The organism is Nonomuraea terrae (genome assembly GCF_004348995.1).
Taxonomy (GTDB): Bacteria; Actinomycetota; Actinomycetes; order Streptosporangiales; family Streptosporangiaceae; genus Nonomuraea; species Nonomuraea terrae.
Window position 1 is genome coordinate 1 of record NZ_SMKQ01000140.1, and the last position, 23,946, is coordinate 23,946.

The window sequence follows — 23,946 nt, forward strand, 5'->3', positions numbered from 1 at the left end:
GGGGGTCGAGCGTGCGAAGATCACGTTCGCCGACGTGGCCGGGATGGACACGGTGAAGGAGGCGCTGCGGATGAAGCTGCTGCTGCCCCTGCAGCAGCCCGAGCTGTTCTCCGCGTTCGGCAAGCGCGCCGGCGGCGGCGTCCTGCTCTACGGCCCTCCCGGAGCGGGCAAGACCCATCTGGCCAGGGCGGCGGCCGGCGAGCTCGGCGCGGCGTTCGTCAGCGTGGGCCTGTCGGACATCCTCGACATGTACATCGGCTCCAGCGAGCGCAACCTGCGCGCCACGTTCGACATGGCGCGCCGTAACCGCCCGTGCGTGCTCTTCTTCGACGAGGTGGACGCGCTGGCCGCGCGCCGCTCCGACATGCGCCAGGCGCACACCCGGCAGATCGTCAACCAGTTCCTGGCCGAGCTCGACGGCGTCGACCAGGACGCCAACGAGGGCGTCCTCGTGCTGGCCGCCACCAACGCCCCCTGGTACGTCGACGCCGCCTTCCGCCGTCCCGGACGCCTGGACCAGCCGGTGTTCGTGCCACCGCCCGACCTCGCGGCGCGCGCGGCCATCCTGCGCATCCTGTGCCGCGACAAGCCCCTGGCCGAGATGGACTTCGACGCCGTGGCGCGGGCCACGGAACACTTCGTCGGCGCCGACCTCAAGGGCGTGCTGGACCGGGCGGTGGAGGCCAAGCTGCATGAGTCCATCAAGGCGGGCCGGCCGATCCCGCTGACCACGCACGACCTGCTGAACGCCGCCCGCGCGGTGCGTCCGACGGCGGTGCGGGAGTGGATGGCCACCGCGCGCAACTACGTCATGCACGCCAACGACTCCGGGGCATGGGACGAGCTGATGCCCTGGGTCAAGGGCAAGTGTTGACTGCTCCCCTCCCTGCAGGGAAGGGGATTCCTGGCTCACGCTGCCTCCTGCCCCAGCGGGGCGGGAGGTCTTACACGATCAGCACCAGCCGGGTTCAGACCAGCCCGGACCAGCATCACGCGAGCGGAGTTCTTGTCCCTGCCGGACACCGCTCCGCACGCGGTGCAGGTGTAGGTACGTTCGCAAAGAGGAAGTGCGTGCTTGGTTCTCGCTCCGCACGTTGCGCAGTCCATGGTGGTGTGCGTCGGATGCACCAAGCGGACGTCCCGCCCGTGCTTGCGGCCCATCTCGATCAGGGCCGCCTTGGTGGCTGCGATGGCGGCGTCGGCGGCCTTGCGGGCCATGGTGGACTTGGCCAGGAACTTCGGCCGGAAGTCCTCCACCGCGATCACATCGTGGTCACGCACGACCTTCTTCGCCCACTTGCGGGCGGTGTCCTGCCGCTGCCGGACGACCTTCTTGTGCTCCTTGGCGGCCTGCCGCCTGGCCGTACGGTAGCCCTTGGACGCGGCCTGTCCGGGCCGCGGTTTGCGGCGGGCCATCATCCGCTGGTAGCGGGCCAGCCGCTGCGCGGCCTTCTTGCCGTGCTCGGGGTGGGGCAGGTCATGGGCATCGCTGGTGGTGGTGGCGGTCTCCTTCACGCCCCAGTCCACACCGATCACCTTGCCGGTCTGCGGCAGCGGTTCGGTCTGGGCGGGGACGACGAACGAGCAGTACCAGTGGCCGAGGCTGTCGCGGTACACGCGGACACTGGACGGGTCCGCGGGCAGCTCACGCGACCACACCACGGTCACGGCGATGCCTCCGGCCAGGTGCAGGCGGCCGTCTTTCATCCGGAATCCGCGCCGGGTGTAGTTCAGCGTGAGATCGGCCTGGTCCTTCTTCTTGAAGCGGGGCATCCCCGCCCTCCGCTTCATGGGCAGGCGGGCCTTGATGTCGTCGATCGCTTTGGCGCGGGACCTGGCGAAGTCACGGATGATCTGCTGCTGCGGGACGCTGCCGCCTGCTCGCAGCCACTGGTGTTCGGCGCGCCAGCCGGTCAGCATCTTGTCGAGGTGAGCCGGCCCGCATTCCTGCCTGGCCTTGTGGGCGGCGCGGGAGGTGGCGACGCACTGGTTCCACACCCAGCGGCAGCAGTCCCACTCGGCCAGCAGAGTGGTCAGTGCGGTGGACGACACGCGAAGCCGGTAGGTGTACCGGGCATGCCAAGCCTTAACCTCCCGTGGTGCTGCCATTACTTGATGTTACTGCCGAGCCGGTGGCATGGCAGGCGAAGTGCGCATCACTGTCCAACCCTTCGCCGACCTTCATGCGTGGCCGGCCGCCCAGGCCAAGTCCGCCCGGCGATCCTTCAACTCCGAAATCGTCTACCGCTTGGAGTCCGAGCGCGAGTCCGCCGAGACAGACGACGCATCGCCCTGACGGCGATTCGTCTGTCCCTGCCCTGCTTCGCAGCAGTCCGAATTCCTCACCGGCCTGAAGGCCGGAGCATCCTTCGGAGACACAGGTGAAGGTCGCCGATCCGATCCAGCGGGGGCGCACGCTCCTGGGGATGCGCCGCTGGGCCGAGGCCGAGCGCGAGTTCCGCGGCGCGCTCACCCAGGAGCCGCAGCACGTCGCCGCGCACGCCCTCCTGGGGCTCGCCCTCGTCCAGCAGGGCAAGACCGCCGAGGCGGTCGAGGAGGCGCAGGAGGCCGTACGCCTCGCGCCCGACCAGTGGTTGCCCCACTTCGCCGCCGCCCAGGTGTACCACCGGGCCCACCGGCCGGACGAGGCGCTGGCGGCCTGCCACGCCGCCCTGAACCTCCACCCCCAGTACGCCACGATCTGGGAGGTGCTGGCCCGGATTCACATGGCCAGGGGCGAGTGGCCGCTGATGGCCGGCGCCGCCCGCCGGGGGCTGGAGCTCGACCCGGAGGACGCCGACCTGGCGAGCCTGCTGTCGCTGGCGTACACCAACCTCGGGGACGCGGAGCAGGCCGGGGGCGCGGCGGCGCACGCCGTACGGCTCGATCCTGAGAGCGCCACCGCGCACTTCGTGCGGGGCCACGCGGCGCTGAGGTTCGGCGACCCGCGCGACGCTGCGGAGGCGTTCCGCGAGGTGCTCCGCCTCGACCCCGGCTTCGGGCGGGGCAGGGATCTGCTGGTGCGGGCGCTCAAGCAGCGCAACCCCGTGCACCGGCGGCTGGAGCCGCTGCGGCGCAGGTTCCGCGGCGGGTGGTGGATGGTGCTCCTGCTGCCGGCGATCCCGCCGATGATCGCGGTGTTCGTGCTCATCGCGCTGCTGCACTGGGCGGCGTGGGTGGCCGAGTCGTGGACCGTCCTGCGGCTCGCCCGGGGCAAGGCCACTCGGCTGCTGTTCGAGCAGGTCGAGGCACGCGTGTCGCTGCTGTGCTGCTGCCTGGTGCCGCTCGGCGCGGCGCTGCTCGCGCTGGGCATCGCGCTCGGCCACGACGCGACCGCCGTCGCGGGTGTCGGCGTCATGGCGCTGGTCACCCCGGTCCAGGAGGCCGCCCACACCGGCACCCCCGTCCGGCGGGCCGTCCTGTACGGCTGGGCGGCGCTGCTCTGCCTGGCCCTGGCCGCCGCGGTGGCCTTCTCCACGTTCGCCGTGGCCCTGCTCGCCGTGTACGCCGGGCTCGCCACGATCTGGGTGGCCGCCCTCGTCCGCGGCCGGCACGCGGACGAGGGACTCTAGAGCAGCGTCCCGCCCGACACCTCGAACGCGGCCAGCGTCTCGTTCACCCGCGCCAGCGTGTCGGAGTGGAGGGTGAGGTCGGCGGCGGCCGTGTTCTCCTCGATGTGCGCCGGGGTGCGGCTGCCCGGGATCGCGGCCACGTGCTCGTCCTGGTGCAGCAGCCAGGCCAGGGCGAGCTGCGCCGGGGTGATGCCCAGCCGCGCGGCGAGCGCCCTGATCGGGGCGTAGCGGTCGTTGTTGCCGGCCAGGTTCTCGGCCTGGAAGCGGGGCGCGTTGTGCCGGAAGTCGCCCTCGCCCAGCTCCTGGACCGCCCCCGTGAGGAAGCCGCTGCCCAGCGGGCTCCACGCCACGATCCCCACGCCCAGCTCCCGCGCCGTGGCCAGCAGGTCGGCGTCCACCGGACGCCACATCGACCACTCGTTCTGCACCGCCGCCACCGGGTGCACCGCGTGGGCGGCCCTGAGCTGGGCGGCCGTCACGTTGGACAGGCCGAGGTGCTGTACCAGGCCGTCGCGCACCAGCTCGGCCATCGCGCCGGCGGTCTCCTCGATCGGCACGCCGGGGTCGGGGTAGTGCGCGTAGTACAGGTCGATCACGTCGGTGCCCAGGTTGCGCAGGCTGCGCTCGGCGTAGCCGCGGACCAGCCGGGGCTCGGCGTTCACCCGCAGCTCGCCGTAGGCGTAGCCGACCGGGAACGCCCGGGCGGCCTCGCCCTCCGGGATCGCGAGGCCGAATTTCGTCGCCAGCACGACCTCGTCCCTGCGGGCCTTGATCACCCGGCCGACCAGGCGCTCGTTGTGACCGTCGGGGCCGTAGGCGTCGCTGGTGTCCACGTGGACCGCGCCCGCGTCGAGTGCGCTGCGCAGCGCCCGTTCGGCCTGGGCTTCGTCGACCTCGCCGTACATGCCGGGGGACAGGACCATGGCGCCGAAACCGATGGCGGGCACGTTCAGCGCGCCGAGTTCGCGAGTTCTCATGACGGCGATCGTGGCGCGCGGCGGGGTGGCGCGTCCAAGACCTGTTGCGATAACCAGAGGTTATGGACGTGCATCTGCGCGACGTGCGCTATTTCGTGGCGGTGGCCGAGGAGCTCAACGTGACGCGGGCCGCCGAGCGGCTGTTCGTGTCCCAGCCGGCGCTGTCCAAGCAGCTCAGGGTGCTCGAACGGCAGCTCGGGTTCCGGTTGTTCGAGCGGGTGCACGGCGGGGTGCTGCTCACCCGGCAGGGGGCGGCGTTGCTGCCGGTGGCCCGCGACCTGCTGGAACGGTGGGGCGCCGGGGTGGAGACCGCGCGGGCGGCGGCGCCCACCGGGACGCTCGTGATCGGGATGCAGACCGCCGTGGGGCGCGGGTTGCAGCAGGAGGCGCTGCGGCGCTTCCGTGCGGCCATGCCGGGCTGGGAGGTGTCGCTGCGGCTCGTCGGCTGGGACGACCCCAGTGGCGGGCTGGCCGACGGCTCCTCCGACGTGGCGTTCGTCTGGCTGCCGGTGCCGCCGGGGCTGCGCACGCACGTGCTGGCCACCGAGCGGCGGGCGGTGGCCATGCCCGCCGCGCATCCGCTGGCAGAGCTGGACGAGGTGCCGTTCGCGGCGCTGCGCGCGGAGCCGTTCATCGCGCTGCCCCGGGTGGCCGGGCCGCTGCGCGACTTCTGGCTCGCGCTCGACGCCCGCGACGACGAGCCGGTCATCGGGGTCACGGCCAGCACGCCCGAGGAGGTGTTCGAGGCGGTGACCAGCGGGCTCGGCGTCGTCCTCGTGGCCGAGGGCAACGCGACCCTCTACAGCCGGCCAGGGATGACCTACCGTCCCGTTACCGGGCTGCCTCCTGGGGAACTGGCCATTGCCTGGCGTGAAAGTGATGGAAGGCCACAAGTCACGGCATTCATCGACGCGCTACGACAAGTCACGACTAAGGTCTGACGCGACATCGGATCTTCGCATGGAAGGGCGACCCATGAGCGACTACGCCACCACCTTCGACCTGATCGACGCCGACAACGACGGCCGCATCTCCGCCGTCGAGCTGGTCCGGCTGATGGACGTGCTCGGCAAGCCCGTCTCCCTTCAGGCGGCCGAGGAGGGCGTGCGCAAGCTCGACAAGGACGGCGACGGCCTGATCGACATGGAGGAGTTCAGCGCGTTCCTCGGCGGTTGACCGCCGTCAGCCGTGCTCGGCCCGGCGCGCGGCGTACCAGGTGTCGCCGACCGGCTCGCCGGCCAAGTTCCAGCTCCACGAGACGGTCGGCGTGACGCGGGCGTACAGACCGGGGCCGACCATCCCCACCCGCTCCACCGGTGGCTCCGCGACCCCGTAGACGCGCACACCGCGCGCGATGAACGGGTCGAACGACACCATGTCGTCGACCACCAGGGCCACCTTCAGCCCGCCGGCCTGGATGTTGCGGAACTTCCGGGTGCGCAGCACCTGCTCCCCCGAGCCGCCGATCCAGAAGTGGGCGCCGTCGAACTCGTACGCGACCGGCACGACGTCCGGCTGCCCGTCGGGGGAGAGGGTGGCCAGCCGGGCGAGCGGCTGCGAGCGCAGGTAGGCGATCTCCTGGTCCGTGAACGTCATCGGGCCTCCTCGTGCGGGATCTCAGTGCGGGATCTCATCCCTCATACGAACCGCGTCCGTCCCCATCGACACCCACAATTAGCATGAACGGGTGCCAATCCCCCTGATCCTCGACTGCGACCCCGGACACGACGACGTCTTCGCCATCTGGCTGGCGGCCGGAGACCCCGCCATCGACCTGCGCGCGATCACGACCGTCGGCGGCAACGGGCGGCTCAGCCACACCACCTACAACGCCAGGGTCGTGACCGAGCTGGCCGGGATCACCGGCGTGCCGATCTCGCCGGGGGCCGAGAGCCCGCTCGTCCGCCTGCTGACGCCGGCCGAGTCGATCCACGGCGACAACGCGCTCGGCGGGCCCCGACTGCCGGTCCCCGCACGCGAAGCCGACCCGCGCACCGCGATCGAGCTCATCAGGGACACCCTCGACGCGTCGGCCGAGCCGGTGACGATCGTGGCCACCGGGCCGCTGACCAACATCGCGATGTTCGTCCGCCTCCACCCCGACCGCCTCTCCCGGATCAGGCAGGTCGTGTGGATGGGCGGCTCCACGGGGCGGGGCAACATCACCCCGTACGCGGAGTTCAACTCCTGGACCGACCCGGAGGCGGCGGCCATCGTGCTCGGCTCGGGGCTGCCGTTCACCATGATCGGTCTGAACGTCACCCACCAGGTGCTCGCCACCCGCGAGGTCGTGGCCGGGATCGGCGCGATCGGCAACCGCACGGCGGCGTTCGGCGTGGAGCTGCTGCACTTCTTCAACGCGACGTACGAGACCGACCAGGGCATGCCCGAGGGGCCGCTGCACGACCCGGTGGCGGTGGCGCTCGTCGCCCGGCCCGGCCTCGTGACGACCGTGCGCGCCCGGCTCGACATCGAGCTGCACGGCACGGAGACCGCCGGCGCGACCAGCGTCGACCTGCTCGGCAAGCTGGGCCGCGAGCCGAACGCCGACGTCGCCACGGGGATCGACGTCGAGGCGTTCTGGAAGCTGCTGGAGAAGGCGATCCGCGCCCTCGCGTGACGGTCGGCGGTCAGCGAGGGGACGCGGCGTCCGGTGACGCCGCCGGTCAGCGGGGGGGACGCGGTGATTCGCACGCGGTCGCCGTCGCCGCCGGAGAGGAACGACGCCAGGGCCCGCCCCTGTTCGGCGACGGCGTCGCGGTCCCCTCGGGCGAAGCGGCGCAGCGGGGTGACCACCACGGTGCCCGCCTCGACGATCCAGGTCGCGGCGACCCGGCCGTCGACCAGGACGACCCGGGCACCGGCGACCGACAGGCCGCGGTGGGCGTCGTCGATGATCCGGCCGCGGTCGTGGTAGCCGAGGATCGCGTTGTCGAACGCCGGCAGGAACCGCACCGGCGCCGGGGTGTCCGGGTCGGGGCGCGGCGCGTCGGGGAGGTCCAGCAGCTCGCGGCCCCGCTCGTCGCGGAAGGAGACCAGCTCCTCCCGGATCGCGGCGACCGCGGCCGGCAGCCCGGCGAGGCCGCACCAGGCGCGCAGATCGGCCGAGGCGGCGGGGCCGAACGCGGCCAGGTAACGCCGTACCAGTGCCTGGCCCACGGGATCGGAGCCGTCCGGGGCCGGCGGATCGATCTCCCGCCCCAGCCACGACGAGAGCAGGGCGTAGCGCACCCCCGCCTTCGCGCGCCACAACCCGCGCGGCGGCAGCTGCGCCATCGGCAGCAGCGCGGCGACCAGCAACTCGCCCAGCGCCCGCGGCCCCACCCCCGACCACCGCCCGTCGAGCTCGGACATCGAGCGAGGCTCGCCGTCGCCCATCACCGCCCGCGCGAGCTCGGTCGTCGAGCGAGGTTGGCCGTCGGACATCACCGCCCGCGCGAGCTCGGTCATCGAGCGGGGTTGGCCGTCGGACATCACCGCTCGGCCTGCCGCGGCGAGCTCGTCGAGGTCGATCCCGGCGAGCTCGCGGCGGTAGGTCCCGAGGACCCGTTGGCGCAGCATGGTGTCGTGGCGGGCCCGCCAGGCCAGGGCGTCGTCGGCGGTGAGGAGGTGGACCGTGCGGCGCATGAGATGCGTCCGCACCACCCTCCGCCGGATGAGCAGGTCCGACAACGCCGCCGGGTCGAACGCGCGCAGCCGCGACCAGAGCCCGACGAACGGTTCCTGCGGCTCCTGCGCCTGCAGGCCGCACAGGTGCGCGACGGCGTCGAGGACCGGCACGTCGGCGCGGTCGAGGAGCGACTGCCGGGCCAGCGTCGCGCGGTTGAGCGCCCGGGCGCCGAGAACGGTCACGCCGCGGCCCGCCCGCCGACAGGTCGCCGGCGCGGCGACGCCCGTGTGACGGCAGGCGGGTCGTAGGCCACGTCGAGCGGGCCGAGGTCGGTCCCCGGCGGCACGATCTCGCCGATCCTGTCGAGGGCGTCGTCGCCAAAGGCTCGGTGGATGACGCGGACACAGGCGTCGTGGTCGGGGTTTCCCGCCCGGCCGAACATCATGGAGCGGCTGACCCGCATTCCGGTCCGCACCGGGGCCCGCATCCTCATGGTGGTCGTTCCCTTCGTTCTTGGACAGGGCCCTCGCGTGACCCCGAGGCCACGGTCGCAGGGGAGGAGGCCAGGATGTGGCCGCTTCTCACGGCGACAAGGTTTCCCGTTCGATGGCCTGCACTTGGGGTAGCGCTTCTCTTTGCCTCTCTATGGGGACTCATGAGGAGCAGCGGGTCGAAAGGGTGTTTCACGTGCGGCTGACGTACACCTCGGACGTGTGGTGGAAGAACGCGGTCATCTACTGCCTGGACGTCGAGACGTTCAAGGACGGCAACGACGACGGCGTGGGCGACTTCCGCGGCCTGACACAGCAGATCGACTACCTGGCGGGGCTGGGCGTGACGTGCCTGTGGCTCATGCCGTTCTTCCCGACGCCCAACCGCGACGACGGATACGACATCACCGACTTCTACCGCGTCGATCCGCGGCTCGGGACGCTGGGCGACTTCGTGGAGTTCATGCGCACGGCCCACGACCGCGGCCTGCGGGTGATCGCCGACCTGGTCGTCAACCACACCTCCGACCAGCACCCGTGGTTCGTGGAGGCCAGGTCGAGCCGCGACTCGCCGCTGCGCGACTGGTACGTCTGGTCCGACGAGCCCGAGCCGGACAACCCCGAGCAGATCGTCTTCCCCGACAAGGAGACCAGCATCTGGGAGTACGACGAGGGCTCCGGCCAGTACTACCTGCACAGCTTCTACCGGCACCAGCCCGACCTCAACGTCGGCAATCCCGAGGTCAGGGACGAGATCACGCGCATCCTCGGCTTCTGGATGGAGCTCGGCCTGTCGGGCTTCCGGGTGGACGCGGTGCCGTTCCTCATCGAGAACGTCAACCCGAAACTGGCGAACCCGCACGAGTTCCTCGCGGACCTGCGGGCGTTCATGACGCGGCGCAACGGCGGGGCCATCCTGCTCGGCGAGGTCAACGTCCCGTACGACCAGTTGGTCCAGTATTTCGGCGACGGGCTGGGCGACCAGATCACGATGTGCTTCGACTTCATCGGCATGCAGAAGGCGTGGCTGTCGATGGCCCGCAACGACGCCGCCCCGCTCGCCGAGGCGTTGCGCGGGCGTCCGACGCCGCCGAAGGACTGCCAGTGGGCGTTGTTCCTGCGCAACCATGACGAGCTGACCCTGGACAAGCTCACCGAGGACGAGCGGGAGGAGGTCTTCCGGGCGTTCGGGCCGCGCGAGGACATGCAGATCTTCGGCCGGGGGCTGCGCCGTCGCCTGCCGACGATGTTCGGCGGCGACCTACGCCGGATCAAGTTGGCCTACAGCCTGCTGTTCTCGTTGCCCGGCACCCCCGTGATCTTCTACGGGGAGGAGATCGGGCTGGGGGAGAACCTCGACGAGGAGGGCCGGATGGCGGTCCGCATCCCGATGCAGTGGTCGGAGGACGGCGGTTTCAGCCGCCAGGAGCCGGTGCGTCAGATCCCGGAGGGGGCGTTCGCGCCGGACCGGGTCAACGTGGCCGACCAGAAGCGGGACGTGAACTCGTTGCTGCGCTGGTTCCAGCTGCTCATCGAGCGTTACCGGGAGTGCCCGGAGCTGGCGTGGGGTGATTGCACGGTGCTCGACAGCGGCCACCCGGCCGTCTTCGCGCACCGCAGCGACGCCGACGGGGCCACGGTGGTGCTCGCCCACAACCTCTGCGACACCGCCCAGGACGTGGTGCTGACGCTGGACGGGCTGGAGGGCTGCCTGCTCACGGACCTGCTGGTGGACGGCACGCTGAAGGTCTCGGCGGACGGCCGGGTGCGCCTGCCGCTCGACCCGCACGGCTGCCGCTGGCTGCGCGCGTCGTCTCCCGAGGTCGCCCCGGAGGACGCCTCCGTCAAGGCTCACTAGCGGCGCGCCGGGACGGCGGGCCAGGCCGACATGGCGAGGTCGGCAATGCGCAGCAGGTCGGCGTGGGAGGCGCCGTCGCGGGACTGCGTGGACATGCCCTGGATCACCGCCGCGTAGAACGTGGCCAGGCCCGCCGTGTCCGTGCCCGCCGGCAGCCGCCCGGCCGCCAGATCGTCGTCGATCCGCCGCTTGAACGCGGCCTTGGCGTCCTCCCGGAACCCGCGCAGCAGCTCCTCGACCTCGGCGGACTCCGGCCCGCAGTTCACCGCTCCGGTGATGACCAGGCATCCCGCCGGGTGGTCGGGGCTCGCGTACTCGGCCGCCGCCTCGCGCAGCACCCGTTCGATGGCCGCGCGGCCGGTCGGCTCCTCGGCCAGCGCGCGGGTGCTGAAGGCGCCGTACGTCTCCTGGTAGCGCCGGACCGCCTCCTCGAACAGCCGCCGCTTGTCGCCGAACGCCGCGTACAGGCTGGGCGGTTTGATTCCCATGGCGGCGGTGAGCTCCGCGACCGAGGTCGCCTCGTAGCCGTGCCGCCAGAACGCCAGCAGCGCGGTCTCCAGCGCCGCCTCCCGGTCGAACGCCCGCTGTCTCGCCATGCGCCCATTCTATAGCGATCGCTATGTTATTGTGCTGTAGCAATCGCTAAAGAAAGGAACGTCATGCCCACGGTCGGCCACGCGTCGGGAACCGTCCACTACCACCGGGCGGGCAGCGGCCCCGGCCTCGTCATGGTGCACGGCACCGGCGGAGACGCCGTCAGCAACTTCGCCCATCTCGTCCCCGGGCTGGCCGACATCCGCACCGTCATCACCCCTGACTACGCCGGCAGCGGCCAGACCTCCGACCCGGGCGGCGACCTCACCCTCGACCTGCTCGCCGGCCAGGTCGCCGCGGCGTTCGAGGAGCCGTCCGACCTGGTGGGTTTCTCGCTGGGCGCGGCCGTGGCGGCGAAGGTCGCCGCCGAGCGGCCCGAGCTGGTGAAGAGGCTGGTGCTGATCGCCGGCTGGACGCACCTCGCCGACTCCCGGCTTGAGCTGGGGCTGCGCACGTGGGCGCGGCTGGCCGCCACCGACCCGGAAAGCTTCGCCGCGTACGGGCCGCTCGTGGGCTTCAGCCCCGCGTACGTGAGCACGGTCGGGGCGGCTGCGCTCATGGCGGGGGAGCCCCCGCACGGCACCCTGCGCCAGATCGAGCTGGACCTGCGCGTCGACCTCCGAGACCTGCTCCCCGAGATCACCGCGCCGACCCTGGTCGTCGGCAACACCCTCGACCACCTGATCCCGGTCGAGCACGCCCGTGCCCTGCACGCGGCGCTGCCCGGCAGCCAGTACGCCGAGCTCGACAGCGGCCACGTGGTCCTGCACGAACGCCCGGCGGAGATCACGGCCCTCATCCGCGGCTTCATCGCCGGCTGAAGTTTCGTAACCAACGAGTAATTTGCCCCGGTTAGCCTCCAGCACCATGCAGACCAAGAAGCTCGCCCTCGCCGGGGCCGCCGCCGCGCTGTGCGGCGTGGCCCTGGTGGCGCCCCCCGCGTACGCCGGTTCGCCGGCGAAGACGGTCACCGTCACGGTGATGGGCACGTCCGACCTCCACGGCAACGTCCTGAACTGGGACTACTTCAAGGACGCCGCCTACTCCGACTCCCAGGGCAACGCCATCGGCCTGGCGAAGGTCTCGTCGCTGGTCAACAAGATCAGGGCCGAGCGCGGGGCGGACCACACGCTGTTGTTCGACTCGGGCGACACGATTCAGGGCACCCCGCTGGCGTACTACTACGCCATGGTCGAGCCGATCACCGAGACCGGCGAGATCCACCCCATGGCCAAGGCCATGAACGCCATCGGGTACGACGCCGTGACCCTGGGCAACCACGAGTTCAACTACGGTCTGCCGCTGCTGGCCACCTGGGTGAAGCAGATGAAGGCCCCGGTGCTCGGCGCGAACGCCGTCCACGAGGAGACGGGCGAGCCGGCGTACACGCCGTACGTGATCAAGACCATGAAGGTCAAGGGCGAGAAGCCGATCAAGGTGGGCGTGCTGGGCCTCACCAACCCGGGCGTGGCCATCTGGGACAAGGCGAACGTCCAGGGCAAGCTCCGCTTCACCGACCTGGTCGAGTCGGCCAAGAAATGGGTGCCGGTCGTCCGGAAGGCCGGCGCGGACGTGGTCGTCGTGACCGCTCACGCCGGCGACAACGGCATGTCCTCCTACGGCGACGACCTGCCGGTCGAGAACGCCTCCGCCATGGTCGCCGAGGAGGTGCCGGGCGTCGACGCGGTGCTGTTCGGGCACGCGCACAACGACGTGCCGCAGCGTTTCGTCACCAACAAGGTCACCGGGCAGCAGGTGTTGCTGACCGAGCCGGGCCGGTGGGGCAACCGCCTGTCCACGCTCGACTTCCAGCTCACCAAGCAGCGCGGAACGTGGGTGGTGACCGGCAAGTCGTCCACCACGCTCGACACCAACACCGTGCCGGCGGACCCGAAGATCGTCGAGCTGCTCCAGCCGCAGCACGACACCACCGTCGGCTACGTCAACAAGGTCGTGGCCAAGTCGGCCGTGGACATGTCGGCGGCCGAGTCGCCGTACAAGGACACGGCGATCCTCGACTACATCCAGCGCGTGCAGACCGAGGCGGTCGAGCAGGCGCTGCCGGACAACACGCTGCCGGTGTTGTCGATCGCGGCGCCGTTCAGCCGCAGCGCCGTCTTCCCCGCCAGCGACATCCGCGTCAGGGACGTGGCCGGTCTGTACGTCTACGACAACACGCTCATGGCGGTCAAGCTGACCGGGGCGCAGATCAAGGACTACCTGGAGTACTCCGCGCGCTACTTCAACCAGCTCGCCCCCGGCGCCCCGGTCGACGTGAGCAAGCTGACGAACGCGGGCGGCACCCCCGACTACAACTACGACCAGCTCTCCGGGGTGTCGTACGACATCGACGTGGCCAAGCCGGTCGGGCAGCGCATCACCAACCTCGCCTACGAGGGGCAGCCGGTCCCGGCCGACAAGGAGTTCATCGTCGCGATCAACAACTACCGCCAGTCGGGCGGCGGCGGCTTCCCGCACGTGACGGGGGCCGAGGTCGTCTACAACGCGCAGGTGGAGATCCGCCAGGCGCTGATCGAGTACGCCACGGCCCAGGGCACCATCGACCCGGCCGACTTCGCCGTCCCCAACTGGAAGCTCACCCGCGACGGCGCCCCGCTGTTCTGACCCCGTAGGGGGTGAAGGCCGCACTTCACCCCCTACGCGGTTCAAAGGTACGACGGGCCTGTGACCCGGTGCCGGAACGTCCACCACACCCAGCCCTGGGCCGCCACCAGGAGCGGGATCAGCGCCAGGACGACCGGCGCCAGCAGCGGCCCGGATGTGCCCGGTTCCAGCGGCAGCCGCAGCCCGGCCAGCACCCCCACGGTCAGGAACGCCGCCGAGGTCAGCGCGTACGTACGGGCCTCGCCGGCGCCGCCCGAGAGTACGGCGGCGCGCTCCCGCAGGACGCCGCGCAGCCGCAGCGCCGCGAACGTCATCCCGTGCGCGGCGAACAGCGCGGCCACCACCAGCGCGGGCAGCGCCGCGAGCGGGCCCTGGATGTCGAGCAGCACGTGCGACAGCAGCCCGCCCCAGCTCAACGCCAGCCCCCAGCTCCCGGCCACGGTGGCGCCGTCCCAGAACGCCTGCCAGCGCGCCCCCGGCACCCGCCCGCGCAGCCACAGGCCGGCGTCGCGCGTCACCCACGCCAGCAGCAGCGCCACCACCATCGTGTAGTTGCCGCTCAGCAGCTCGCCCTCCAACTCGGGGAAGAGCCCCGCGAGCACGCCCGCCGCGGCCACCAGCCACACCTCGTTGCCCAGGAAGAACGGCGCGATCGCGGCGATCACCTCGCGCCGCTCTGACGCCGACCGCCCCAAGTACGGCAGGGCCATGCCCACCCCGATGTCGGCCCCGGCCAGCACCAGGTAGCCGAGCACGAAGAAGGCCAGCACGAAGATCTCCATGGAAGGGCTCCCTAGAACGACAGGACGGGGACGGGGGCCTCGACCGGCCGGTCGCCCAGCGCCACCGCGCCAGGTCCGCGCCGGGCGTGCCGGCCCAGCAGCCAGACGTTGACCGCGATCAGCACGCCGAACACCGCGGTGAACGCCGTCAGCGAGAACACCAGCCGGCCGTGCGAGAGCGGCGACATCGCCTCGGAGGTGGTCAGCAGGCCGTACACGGCCCAGGGCTGGCGTCCGACCTCGCGGAACACCCAGCCGGCCAGCATGGCCGCGAACGGCAGCGGGATCATCAGCGTCAGCAGCCCGTGCCACGGCCGGAACCCGTGGACGACCGGCCGGACGAGCATCAGCAGGAAGCTCGGCCCGCCCAGGAAGAGCATCACGGCGAACAGCACCAACATCGTGATGCCGGCCGTCTGGACCACGTCCACGGGCGGCAGGTGGTCGCCGGGCCCGTGGACGGCCGCCAGCTCGGCCTGGGCGGCGGCCAGCCGCTCCGCCGAGCCCGTCCACGCCGCGACCTTGCCGGGCTGCATGGTCTGGAACCCGATGCCGCCGAACGTCGCGGTGACGAACAGCCCGGGCAGCGCCACGCCGAGCCCGATCCGCAGCGACTTGCGGAAGACGTCCCGCTCGACAGTGCGCCGGCGCAGGTGGTACGCGCTCACCCCGGCCACGAAGAACCCGCCGGTGACCATCGCGCCGGCCAGCACGTGCCCGAACGCCACCTGGGCGGCCGGGTTGGCCACCATCGCGCCGAAGTCGACCAGCCGCAGCCGGCCGTTCTCCAGCACGTGACCGACCGGGTGCTGCAGGAAGCCATTGGCGATCATGATCCAGAACGCCGACGCGTACGCGGTGAGCGTGACCACCCAGATGACCGCCAGGTGCGCCCACCGGTTCAGCTTGTTCCAGCCGAAGATCCACAGGCCCAGGAACGTGGACTCGACGAAGAACGCCACCAGCGTCTCCATCGCCAGCGCCGCGCCGAACACGTCACCCGCGTACTCGGTCAGGCCGCTCCACGCCAGGCCCAGCTGGAACTCCATGACGAGGCCGGTGACGATGCCCATCGCGTAGTTGATGACGTACAGCTGGCCCCAGAACCTGGTCATCCGCAGGTGCACGGGGTCGCCGCTGAACGTGGCGCGGGTCTGGACGACGGCGACCAGCGTCGCCAGGCCCAGCGTCAGCGCCACGAACAGGAAATGCGCACCCGCGGTGAGCGCGAACTGCAGGCGGGCCAGATCCACGGTGTCCATGCCAGGAATCCTGCGGGCGCGGCTCCGGCCGCCGCGTCATGCCCGGGAGTGCACCCGTCGTACATCCCGGGTCGCACGCCGCCGCCCGGCGTACGACCCAGGGTGGCACCTCACTGCTCGCCGGTCAGCTCCCGCATGCGGCGCAGCAGGGCCGCCCGCCGCCTGTGGGCGCGTACGGCCAGCACCAGCGCCGCCGCGACGAACACGCCCCCGGCCGCCAGGGCGAGCACCAGGCCCGTCCCCCGCTGGACCGCGACGACCGCCATCAGCCCCGTGGTGGTGACCGAGGCGGCCAGGCCCAGCCAGGCGGCGACCACCCGGTCGGTGGCGAACAGCGGCACCCTGCACGTCAGCAGCCACCCGCCGTACCCGGCCCAGGCCAGGCAGAACGCGGTCAGCACCCCGAACGCCAGCCGCGTGCGGCCGGGTAGCTCCCCGGGCTCGGACCACCACAGCACGGTCACGAACACCGCGCCGGCCAGCCCGGCCAGCAGCGCCGCCACCGCCCTGATCCGCGTGCGTCGCGACAACGCCGGAGTCAGTTTCTTGAGCATCTCCTGCGCCGACAGATTCGGCTCCTCGGTCATGGCCGGTACCCCTTCTCCTCCAGGTGCTCACGCAGCAGCCGACGGGCGCGGTTCAGCCGGGATTTGACCGTTCCGGCGGGGATCTGGCAGATGTGCGCGCACTCCTCCACCGAAAGGTCCTCCAGGTAGAACAGGACGAGGATCTCCCGCTCCGGCACCGGCAGCTGCGCGAGAACGCTCACCAGCGCGGCGCGATCCACCATGGCCTCGACCGCGTCTTCCGCGACCAGGGCCCCCACCGTGGCCGCGCGCGCGTACTCGCCGCGCAGCCGGTCGGTCACCGAGCGCCGGGCGATCGTGAACAGCCACGGCACGAACCTGCCGGGCTCCCGCAGGCCAGGCAGGCCGCGGATCACGGCCAGCCAGACCTCCTGCGTCACGTCGTCGGCACGCTCGGCGTCGAGCATGCGCCGCACGTACGTCCACACCGGCGCCTGCCAGCGGGACACCAGCTCGGCCAGTGCCGTGTGCTCGCCCAGCTGGGCGCGGATCACCAGCAGCTCATCGGTCATCTCGTCCTCCCGTCACCCTGTGCAGTCGGACGGGAGGCCGAGCAGGTTCACGGGATCAGGTGCCGGTGAGCCAGCCAGGGGTGATCATGCCGGCCTCGTACGCCATGATGACGAGCTGGGCGCGGTCGCGGACGCCGAGCTTGGTCATGATGCGGCTGACGTGCGTCTTCGCCGTGGCCGGGCTGAGCACGAGCCGGGCGGCGATCTCGTCGTTGGACAGCCCGCCCGCGACCAGGGTCATCACCTCGCGTTCGCGCTCGGTGAGCGCGTTCAGCCGGGGGCTGGGGTCGGGGCGTTTGACCCGCCCGGCGAACTCGGCGATCAGCCGCCGGGTGATCGAGGGCGCGATCAGCGCGTCGCCCCTGGCCACCACCCTGATCGCGTGGATCAGCTCGGCCGGCTCGGTGTCCTTGACCAGGAAGCCCGACGCGCCCGCCCGCAGCGCGCCGTAGACGTAGTCGTCCAGGTCGAACGTGGTCAGGATGATCACCCTGACGCCGTCGAGCGCCGGGTCGCCGGCGATGCGCCGGGTGGCCTCCAGGCCGTCGAGGTCGGGCATGCGGATGTCCATGAGCACCACGTCGGGACGGTGCTCGCGGGCGCCGCGCACGGCCTGCTCGCCGGTGGCGGCCTCGGCCACCACGTCGAGATCGTCCTCGTCGCCGAGGATGGACCGGAACCCGGCGCGGACGAGGGTCTGGTCGTCGGCGAGCAGGAGACGGATCATCGGGCTCCGTTCGTCGGGCGGCTCAGGGGCAGGCGGGCGGTGACGCGGAAGCCGCCTTCGGAGCGCGGGCCCGCCTCCAGGACGCCGCCGAGGGCGGTCGCGCGCTCGCGCATGCCGAGCAGGCCGAACCCGCTGCCGCCGTCGTAGGGCGCCCCCGGCCCATCATCTTCCACACAGATCATGATATTTCCGGACGCGTTGCGAATGGTGAGTGTCGCCTTGTCCGTACCGGAATGGCGGGAGACGTTCGTCAGTGACTCGCGCACGATGCGGGTGGCGGCCAGGTCGACCTCGGTCGGCAGCGCGTCGAGCGGCCCCGACAGCTCGGTGCGGACGTCCAGCCCCGACTCCGCGACCAGCGCGTCCACCCGCGCCAGGCTGTCGGCGGGCGCGGTCGGCGCGTCCTCGTCCACCTGGCGCAGCACGCCGAGCGTGGTGCGCAGCTCGCGCAGCGTCTCCTTGCTGGTGTCCTTGATCGTCCGCAACGCCGCCTCGGCCTCCTCCGGCCGCTTCCTGATCCCGTGCAGTGCCGCCGCGGCCTGCACGTTGATCATGGAGATCTTCTGCCCGAGCACGTCGTGCAGCTCGCGGGCGATACGCAGCCGCTCCTCGCCGGCCCGCCGCCGGGCCTCCTCCTCCTTGCTGCGCAGGGCGTCGAGCGCGTGCTGCCGGGCCTCCGTCAGGTACGCCCGCCGGTTGCGCGTGACCCCGCCGAAGGCGATGGCCGCCACCACCCATCCGGCGATCATGAGGAACATGCTGTCGTCCACGTGCCGGGTGCCGCCGGTCTCGCCGAGCCCCATGGCCAGCAGCGCCACCGCGCCCACCGCGACGGCCGCGATGAGGTGGCCCAGGTCGGCGGCGGTGTAGAGGGTGACGAACGCCATGACGATGACCGGACCGTCGAGCCCCGCCAGTGGGTAGTACGCGGCAGAGGCCGTGGTCACGACGACCAGCGCCGCGACGGGGTGGCGCCGGCGCAGCAGCAGCGCCCCGGAGGCGACGAGCGGCAGCAGCACGTCGAGCGCGTTCACCCGGTCGGCGCCGCGCAGCGCGTACGCCACGAGAGTCCAGACGAGCACGCCGCCGATCGCCACGAGGGAGACGATGGTGCTGGGGGACGGCCGTCGCATGCCACCCATTCTGTATGTCGTGTCCGGGTAATCCGTCCGGCATATCCGGGTAGAGGTTTCGGATGAGCACTAAGGACGAACTCCGGCAGGTCGAAGAGGACCTGACCCGGCTGCGAACCGAGAACCAGGACATGCGCGACCAGATCGGCGAGATCGGCGCGACGGACCAGGTGGAGATCTCGGCCATGATCAGCCAGGCTGACGAGCAGGTCGAGCTGATCGCCGACCTCGAACGCCGCCGCGACCGGCTGATCCGGCGGCTGGAGGAGGAAGAGGGACGGGAGGGCGCCCACTGAGGGCGCCCCCGCGTCTCAGCGGAGTGCGGCGCCCACCTCGTGCAGGTGCCGCAGCGCCTGGCCGTACGACTCGACCAGGCCGGTCTGCAGGTAGTCGACGTCGATCTCCGCGCAGTAGCGCTGGACGATGGGCTGGGCCCGGCGCAGGTTCGGCGCGGGCATGTTGGGGAACAGGTGGTGCTCGATCTGGTAGTTCAGCTGACCGAGCGCCACGTCGGTGAACGGGTTGCCCCGGACGTTCCGGGAGGTCAGCACCTGCTTGCGGAGGAAGTCGAGCTTGTCCTCCTTGGTCAGCACGGGCATGCCCTTGTGGTTGGGCGCGAACGAGACGCCCAGGTAGATGCCGAACAGGCCCTGGTGCACGAGCAGGAAGACCAGCGCCTTGTCCCACGAGAGCACGGTGAAGATGAGGCCGAAGTAGAGCACGAGGTGTGTGAGCAGCAGCGCGAGCTCGGGGCCGCGGCGCTTGGCCGAGGGGTTGAGCAGGGCCTTGACGCTGGCGACGTGCAGGTGCCAGGCCTCAAGGGTGAGCAGCGGGAAAAACCAGTAAGCCTGATATTTTGCGATAAATCGCGGCAAACCGTGGCTGCGCGCGACCTGGTCCTCCGACCAGACGATCACTGCGGGGGAAACGTCCGGGTCGTGGTCCTCGTGGTTGGGGTTGGCGTGGTGGCGGTTGTGCTTGTTCGTCCACCAGCCCCAGCCCAGACCGACGCCGAGGTTGCCGATGAGCAGTCCGGCGATGTCGCTCGGCCGGCGTGTCCTGAAGACCTGCCGGTGCCCGAGGTCGTGGGCGACGAACGCGAGCTGCGTGAACACCACGGCCATCGCGGCCGCCACGAGCAGCTGCAGCCAGGAGTCGCCCACCCAGGCGAACACCGCCCAGCCGCCCAGGTAGGCGAGCGCGCCGAGGCTGATGCGTACGGCGTAATAAACGGGACGCCGATCCAGGAGACCGGCGTCGGAAATACGTTGGGCTAGTCGGGCGAAGTCGCTTCCTCTGGTTTCGGTCGTGCTGGTGCTGACCACGGGTCTCCTAGTCTCGCGGAGCAAGTTGCGACCACCATGGCGTATCCGCTGCCGAACCGGAAGCATGATCCGCCCGATCACCGGAAGGGTGACCTCCGCCACGCCGTCCGCTCCGGTTGGTCAGGGGGAGAAGCGAACTCTGGGGCGTACCCCTCAGGTCGTCAGAAGAGCAGGCTTCGAGCGTACCTCCCGAAATCGAGCAGCGAGCCACCCCGCGCCGGTGCCGCGCTGAGGCCCTCCGGACGCAGCGCCGCCGCACACCGTCCGACCAGGTCACGGACGTACGGACCCGCCGACCGGCTCGGCTCCGGGGTCCCGCGCAGTGCTCGCTGGAGCCAAGCCGGTCGGCCACCTCCGCGGCGTTCCCGCTTCGTAAGATCCGGGCCGTCGTGGGCGGTGTTGGATCGGCGGCATGCGTGTGTTGCTCACCGGCTCAGCGGGGTTCATCGGCGGCCACGTCGCGCAGGCCCTCGACCACGACGTGATCACGGCGGACCTCCGCACGGGCGTCGACGTCCGTGACCCCGCCGCTCTTGACCGGCTCCTGCGCGGCGTGGACGCGGTGGTCCACCAGGCGGCCAAGGTCGGGCTCGGCGTCGACGTGGCGGACCTGCCCGACTACGCCTCCGTCAACGCGTTCGGCACCGCGACCCTGCTGGCCGCCATGGCCCGGCACGGCGTCGGCCGGCTGGTGCTGGCCTCGTCCATGGTCGTGTACGGCGAGGGCGCCTACGACTGCGCCCGCCACGGCCGGGTACGCCCCGGCCCCAGGAGGGCGGCCGACCTCGCGGCAGGGGTGTTCGACCCCCGCTGCCCGCACTGCGACGACGTCCTGACGCCCTCGGTCGTCGCGGAGGACGCCGCGGCCGACCCCCGCAACGCCTACGCCACCACCAAGCTCGCCCAGGAACACCTGGCCGCCAACTGGGCACGCGAGACCGGCGGCAGCGCCGTGGCCCTGCGCTACCACAACGTCTACGGCCCACGGATGCCCCGCGACACCCCGTACGCGGGGGTTGCCTCCCTCTTCCTGTCGGCCCTGCTGGCCGGGCGCGCGCCGAGGGTCTTCGAGGACGGACGCCAGCGGCGCGACTTCGTCCACGTACGGGACGTGGCCAGGGCGAACGTGCTCGCGCTCGGGGCCGGCACGGCAGGGGAGCTGACGGCGTACAACATCGCCAGTGGCCGGCCCCGCACGGTCGGAGAGCTGGCCGCGGCCCTGGCGGCGCGGACGGGCGGCCCCGCGCCGGTGACGACGGGCGAATACCGGCTCGGCGACGTCCGCCACATCGTGGCCTCCCCGGAGAAGGCGGCGCGCGAGCTGGGCTTCACTGCCGAGATCACGTTCGAGGACGGCATCAAGGAGTTCGCGGCGGCCGTCACGGCTCCGTAAGGGTTGCGGGGGCCGCGGCGCTCTACCGTCGGAGGCGTGATCGATGTCGTGTTGCCCTGCCTCGACGAGGCCGAGGCGCTCCCGTGGGTCCTGGAACGCATGCCGCCCGGCCACCGGCCCATCGTGGTCGACAACGGCTCCACCGACGGCTCCGATCGGATCGCGGCCGAGCTCGGAGCGGTCGTCGTCAGCGAGCCGCGGCGCGGGTTCGGGGCGGCCTGCCATGCCGGGCTGCTGGCGGCGTCCAGCGAGATCGTCTGCTTCATGGACGCCGACGCCTCACTCGACCCGCGCGAGCTCCCACTGGTCACCGGGCCGGTCGCCGCGGGCGAGGCGGACCTGGTGCTCGGGCGGCGGGTGCCGGTGACGGCGGGAGCCTGGCCGGCGCACGCGCGGCTGGGCAACGCCGTGCTGGCCCGCCGGCTGCGGCGCACGGCCGGGGTTCCGGTGCGCGACCTGGGGCCGATGCGGGCCTGCCGCCGGGCCGGGCTGCTCGGGCTTGAGCTGGCCGACCGGCGGTTCGGGTATCCGCTGGAGATGGTGCTGCGGGCCGCCGCCGCGGGCTGGCGCGTCACGGAGGCCGACGTGCGCTACTTCCCCCGCGCGGGGCGCTCGAAGGTCACGGGAACCGTACGCGGGACGCTGCGGGCGATCGGCGACATGCGCGCCGTCCTCGCCAAGGCCTGAGGCGCGCGGCTCAGCTCGCCGCGAGGCGGTCGAACAGCGCCAGGGCGGCCTGGCGGACCTCCTCCGGGGTCACCCCGTCCAGGGTCTTCCTGGCGTCGCTGATGTCGCGGGTGGTCGCCAGCGTGATGGCCACGGAGGAGGCGGCGGCGCGGTCGATCGACCCTGTCGGGGCGGCGTCGGCGAGCTCCTGGGCGCTGCTGGCGAGATCGAGGTTGTCTCTCAAGGGATCTCCTCGGATGAAGATGTTCGGCCCATTGCATCATTTGGTGTCGTGCCGCATCCACCATTCGGTGAATTCCCGGCAACGGCCGTCTAGGGCGAACCGTATCAACCAGAGGTTACTGTACGTTTTGTCAGGATATGTGGTGACTCCCTGGACGACGCTCAGATCGTCGGTGACGCACACCGGATGCCACTCGAACGTGGCCTCACCAGGCTTGTCCTGCCGGCCCAGCCATTGGGCGACGATGTCGTCGCGGCCCTGCCACGGGGTGGCGTACGGCTCGGTGTAGTAGACCGCGTCCTCGGTGAACAGGGCGGCGATGTCGTCGGGATCGTTGGAGTTCCACGCGCGTACGTAGCCCTCGATCCACGCATGCGGCTGGACCATCGGATCATCCCCTCAGCGGGTCGTGCCCCACGGACATGAGCTCGCGCCGGGAATCGTCGTCCGTGCGGTCGCCCATGGTCTCGACGAGTTCCACGACTCGTCGCATGACGTCGAGGTCGTTCTTGGTGAGGTCGCCCTTGCGCTTGCTCAGGACGTGGAGGACGCCCCGGCCGAGCTCGTCGATGCCGAGGTCGGGATCGGCGGTGAAGCTCTCCTCGTCGGAGGCGAGAGCGAGCAGGAAGGCGCGGAGCTCTTCGGAGTTCATGTTCACCGTTCGGTGGAACTCCTCCCACAGCATGTCGGTGTCAAAACCCTCAGTCATACGGCCCCGCCTACCCGTCAGACCTCACGTTACGCACGTGACCTCATGAGCCGGCGGCGAGCTCGGTCACGGTTTCGGCCACGCGCCGCGCCCGGGTCTCCGGCTTCTTGGCGGCCTCGATCTGCAGGACGTAGCGCCTCTTGCGCGAGTACGACAGGCTTTCGAAGAACGCCTTGGCCTCCGGGGCGCCCGCGAGCGCCGCCGCCAGGTCGGCGGGCACCTCCACCTCCCGGGGCGCGGTGTCGAGCGCGAGCGCCACCTCGACCTCGTCGCCGGCCGCCACCCCTGCGGCCTGCCGGTTCTCCGCGCTGAGCGGCAGCATGAACCGGCCGCCCATCACCGCCACCGTGCTGCGGTAGGTGTGGGCGCCGATGGTGACCGTCACGGCGGGCCGCTTGCCGGCGCCGAGCGCCTCGACGACCTCGGTGGGCACCTCGAACCCGGTGGCGGTCTTGCCGCCCAGCTCGATCGTGGAGCGGAACCTCATGAGAAGAACTCCTTCAGTACGGGGGCCAGGGCCTCGGGCTTGACGATGTGGGTCTGGCCGTCGAGCGTGCGGTGGCGGGCCTCGGGCAGCACCTCGGCCAGCGACCTGGCGGCCTTGCGGATCCACTGCCGGCTCTTGCCGCCGTCGATGACCAGCGTGGGCGCCTTCGCCCCGGCCCAGCCGCCTTCGGGGAAGGGCCGGCCCAGCTCGTACGGGGCCACGAAGGCGGCGTCGTACGGGAGCGTGTGGGCCGTCGCCTTGAGCGCCGGCCAGGCGGGCATGAACCGCATCATGGCCACCACCACGGCGGGCAGGCCGACGCCTCTGCGCATGAAGTACCGCACGGCCTCGGCGCGCCGGTCCGCGGCCACCAGCGTCTCAAGCGTCCGGAC

The 23,946-nt window shown here is 71.5% G+C and carries 28 protein-coding genes and 1 pseudogene; 11 read left to right on the forward strand and 18 right to left on the reverse strand.

Annotated elements, in window-relative coordinates; all coding sequences use genetic code 11:
- Positions 1-874: ATP-binding protein (locus E1286_RS32305; RefSeq protein ID WP_132618502.1), on the forward strand; the 874-nt coding region annotated here is incomplete at its 5' end.
- Positions 875-909: 35 nt separating this feature from the next.
- Here E1286_RS32305 and E1286_RS32310 read toward each other — a convergent pair.
- A complete protein-coding gene (locus tag E1286_RS32310) occupies positions 910-2,109 on the reverse strand; it encodes an RNA-guided endonuclease InsQ/TnpB family protein (protein ID WP_132618504.1) in 1,200 nt (399 codons plus the stop codon).
- Between the two features lie 272 nt (positions 2,110-2,381).
- Between E1286_RS32310 and E1286_RS32315 the strand changes: the two genes are divergently transcribed.
- Positions 2,382-3,572, forward strand: coding sequence for a tetratricopeptide repeat protein (locus tag E1286_RS32315; RefSeq protein ID WP_132618506.1), 1,191 nt, complete (start codon positions 2,382-2,384; stop codon positions 3,570-3,572).
- On the opposite strand, the gene E1286_RS32320 is transcribed toward E1286_RS32315, so the two are convergent.
- Entirely contained in the window at positions 3,569-4,549 is a 981-nt protein-coding gene (locus E1286_RS32320; RefSeq protein ID WP_132618508.1) for an aldo/keto reductase, read from the reverse strand. The genes E1286_RS32315 and E1286_RS32320 overlap by 4 nt on opposite strands.
- 62 nt (positions 4,550-4,611) lie before the next feature.
- Here E1286_RS32320 and E1286_RS32325 point away from each other — a divergent pair, with 62 nt between their 5' ends.
- Complete coding sequence (locus E1286_RS32325; RefSeq protein WP_132618510.1) at positions 4,612-5,490, forward strand: LysR family transcriptional regulator; 879 nt, start codon at positions 4,612-4,614, stop codon at positions 5,488-5,490.
- 34 nt (positions 5,491-5,524) lie between these two features.
- Positions 5,525-5,725, forward strand: coding sequence for an EF-hand domain-containing protein (locus E1286_RS32330; RefSeq protein WP_132618512.1), 201 nt, complete (start codon positions 5,525-5,527; stop codon positions 5,723-5,725).
- Positions 5,726-5,731: 6 nt separating this feature from the next.
- On the opposite strand, the gene E1286_RS32335 is transcribed toward E1286_RS32330, so the two are convergent.
- Positions 5,732-6,145: a PPOX class F420-dependent oxidoreductase gene (locus tag E1286_RS32335; protein ID WP_132618514.1), complete on the reverse strand. Its 414-nt coding sequence runs from the start codon at positions 6,143-6,145 to the stop codon at positions 5,732-5,734.
- Positions 6,146-6,236: 91 nt separating this feature from the next.
- Here E1286_RS32335 and E1286_RS32340 point away from each other — a divergent pair, with 91 nt between their 5' ends.
- The gene (locus E1286_RS32340) at positions 6,237-7,169 is read left to right on the forward strand and encodes a nucleoside hydrolase (protein WP_132618546.1); all 933 of its coding nucleotides are present in this window, start codon (positions 6,237-6,239) and stop codon (positions 7,167-7,169) included.
- 53 nt (positions 7,170-7,222) lie between these two features.
- On the opposite strand, the pseudogene E1286_RS32345 reads toward E1286_RS32340, so the two are convergent.
- Both E1286_RS32345 and E1286_RS49500 read right to left on the reverse strand, forming a co-directional pair.
- Positions 7,223-8,401 (reverse strand): annotated as a pseudogene (locus tag E1286_RS32345) (winged helix DNA-binding domain-containing protein); the annotation flags it as partial.
- The gene (locus E1286_RS49500) at positions 8,398-8,652 is read right to left on the reverse strand and encodes a hypothetical protein (RefSeq protein ID WP_223190621.1); all 255 of its coding nucleotides are present in this window, start codon (positions 8,650-8,652) and stop codon (positions 8,398-8,400) included. The gene E1286_RS49500 and the pseudogene E1286_RS32345, both read right to left, overlap by 4 nt.
- A gap of 194 nt (positions 8,653-8,846) precedes the next feature.
- On the opposite strand from E1286_RS49500, the gene E1286_RS32360 reads away from it, so the two are divergent.
- Positions 8,847-10,508, forward strand: a complete 1,662-nt coding sequence (locus tag E1286_RS32360) for an alpha-amylase family protein (protein WP_132618516.1) — start codon at positions 8,847-8,849, stop codon at positions 10,506-10,508.
- On the opposite strand, the gene E1286_RS32365 is transcribed toward E1286_RS32360, so the two are convergent.
- On the reverse strand, positions 10,505-11,104 hold the full coding sequence (locus E1286_RS32365) for a TetR/AcrR family transcriptional regulator (protein WP_132618518.1): 600 nt from the start codon (positions 11,102-11,104) through the stop codon (positions 10,505-10,507). The genes E1286_RS32360 and E1286_RS32365 overlap by 4 nt on opposite strands.
- A 63-nt stretch (positions 11,105-11,167) precedes the next feature.
- Between E1286_RS32365 and E1286_RS32370 the strand changes: the two genes are divergently transcribed.
- Complete coding sequence (locus E1286_RS32370) at positions 11,168-11,923, forward strand: alpha/beta fold hydrolase (protein WP_132618520.1); 756 nt, start codon at positions 11,168-11,170, stop codon at positions 11,921-11,923.
- 46 nt (positions 11,924-11,969) lie between these two features.
- Positions 11,970-13,727 (forward strand): bifunctional metallophosphatase/5'-nucleotidase, encoded by a 1,758-nt coding sequence (locus E1286_RS32375; protein ID WP_132618522.1) that lies wholly within the window; start codon positions 11,970-11,972, stop codon positions 13,725-13,727.
- Between the two features lie 41 nt (positions 13,728-13,768).
- Here E1286_RS32375 and E1286_RS32380 read toward each other — a convergent pair whose 3' ends face one another.
- The 6 genes from E1286_RS32380 to E1286_RS32405 all read right to left on the reverse strand — a co-directional run bounded on the left by E1286_RS32380 (position 13,769) and on the right by E1286_RS32405 (position 18,730).
- Positions 13,769-14,509 carry a cytochrome d ubiquinol oxidase subunit II gene (locus E1286_RS32380; protein ID WP_132618524.1) on the reverse strand — a complete coding sequence of 247 codons (741 nt, stop codon included), beginning with the start codon at positions 14,507-14,509 and terminating at the stop codon, positions 13,769-13,771.
- An 11-nt stretch (positions 14,510-14,520) separates the two neighbouring features.
- A complete protein-coding gene (locus tag E1286_RS32385; protein WP_132618526.1) occupies positions 14,521-15,771 on the reverse strand; it encodes a cytochrome ubiquinol oxidase subunit I in 1,251 nt (416 codons plus the stop codon).
- 110 nt (positions 15,772-15,881) lie between these two features.
- Entirely contained in the window at positions 15,882-16,358 is a 477-nt protein-coding gene (locus tag E1286_RS32390; RefSeq protein WP_132618528.1) for a hypothetical protein, read from the reverse strand.
- On the reverse strand, positions 16,355-16,870 hold the full coding sequence (locus E1286_RS32395) for an RNA polymerase sigma factor (protein WP_132618530.1): 516 nt from the start codon (positions 16,868-16,870) through the stop codon (positions 16,355-16,357). The genes E1286_RS32390 and E1286_RS32395 overlap by 4 nt, the downstream gene beginning before the upstream one ends.
- Before the next feature lie 55 nt (positions 16,871-16,925).
- Positions 16,926-17,597, reverse strand: a complete 672-nt coding sequence (locus E1286_RS32400) for a response regulator (RefSeq protein WP_132618532.1) — start codon at positions 17,595-17,597, stop codon at positions 16,926-16,928.
- Positions 17,594-18,730 (reverse strand): sensor histidine kinase, encoded by a 1,137-nt coding sequence (locus E1286_RS32405; RefSeq protein WP_246075410.1) that lies wholly within the window; start codon positions 18,728-18,730, stop codon positions 17,594-17,596. The genes E1286_RS32400 and E1286_RS32405 overlap by 4 nt, the downstream gene beginning before the upstream one ends.
- A 62-nt stretch (positions 18,731-18,792) precedes the next feature.
- On the opposite strand from E1286_RS32405, the gene E1286_RS32410 reads away from it, so the two are divergent.
- On the forward strand, positions 18,793-19,026 hold the full coding sequence (locus tag E1286_RS32410; RefSeq protein WP_132618534.1) for a hypothetical protein: 234 nt from the start codon (positions 18,793-18,795) through the stop codon (positions 19,024-19,026).
- A gap of 15 nt (positions 19,027-19,041) precedes the next feature.
- On the opposite strand, the gene E1286_RS32415 is transcribed toward E1286_RS32410, so the two are convergent.
- A complete protein-coding gene (locus tag E1286_RS32415) occupies positions 19,042-20,055 on the reverse strand; it encodes a fatty acid desaturase family protein (RefSeq protein ID WP_246075411.1) in 1,014 nt (337 codons plus the stop codon).
- Between the two features lie 412 nt (positions 20,056-20,467).
- Between E1286_RS32415 and E1286_RS32420 the strand changes: the two genes are divergently transcribed.
- Both E1286_RS32420 and E1286_RS32425 read left to right on the forward strand, forming a co-directional pair.
- A complete protein-coding gene (locus E1286_RS32420; RefSeq protein ID WP_132618536.1) occupies positions 20,468-21,448 on the forward strand; it encodes an NAD-dependent epimerase/dehydratase family protein in 981 nt (326 codons plus the stop codon).
- Positions 21,449-21,484: 36 nt separating this feature from the next.
- Entirely contained in the window at positions 21,485-22,135 is a 651-nt protein-coding gene (locus E1286_RS32425; RefSeq protein WP_246075412.1) for a glycosyltransferase family 2 protein, read from the forward strand.
- A 10-nt stretch (positions 22,136-22,145) separates the two neighbouring features.
- Here E1286_RS32425 and E1286_RS32430 read toward each other — a convergent pair whose 3' ends face one another.
- The 5 genes from E1286_RS32430 to E1286_RS48245 all read right to left on the reverse strand — a co-directional run.
- Positions 22,146-22,358 (reverse strand): hypothetical protein, encoded by a 213-nt coding sequence (locus E1286_RS32430; RefSeq protein WP_132618538.1) that lies wholly within the window; start codon positions 22,356-22,358, stop codon positions 22,146-22,148.
- Positions 22,359-22,394: 36 nt separating this feature from the next.
- Positions 22,395-22,745, reverse strand: a complete 351-nt coding sequence (locus E1286_RS32435) for a nuclear transport factor 2 family protein (protein WP_132618540.1) — start codon at positions 22,743-22,745, stop codon at positions 22,395-22,397.
- A gap of 4 nt (positions 22,746-22,749) precedes the next feature.
- Positions 22,750-23,067, reverse strand: coding sequence for a DUF3140 domain-containing protein (locus E1286_RS32440; protein ID WP_132618542.1), 318 nt, complete (start codon positions 23,065-23,067; stop codon positions 22,750-22,752).
- Between the two features lie 43 nt (positions 23,068-23,110).
- Positions 23,111-23,554 (reverse strand): YdeI/OmpD-associated family protein, encoded by a 444-nt coding sequence (locus tag E1286_RS32445; RefSeq protein ID WP_132618544.1) that lies wholly within the window; start codon positions 23,552-23,554, stop codon positions 23,111-23,113.
- Positions 23,551-23,946: alpha/beta fold hydrolase (locus tag E1286_RS48245; protein ID WP_425464781.1), on the reverse strand; the 396-nt coding region annotated here is incomplete at its 5' end. The genes E1286_RS48245 and E1286_RS32445, both read right to left, overlap by 4 nt.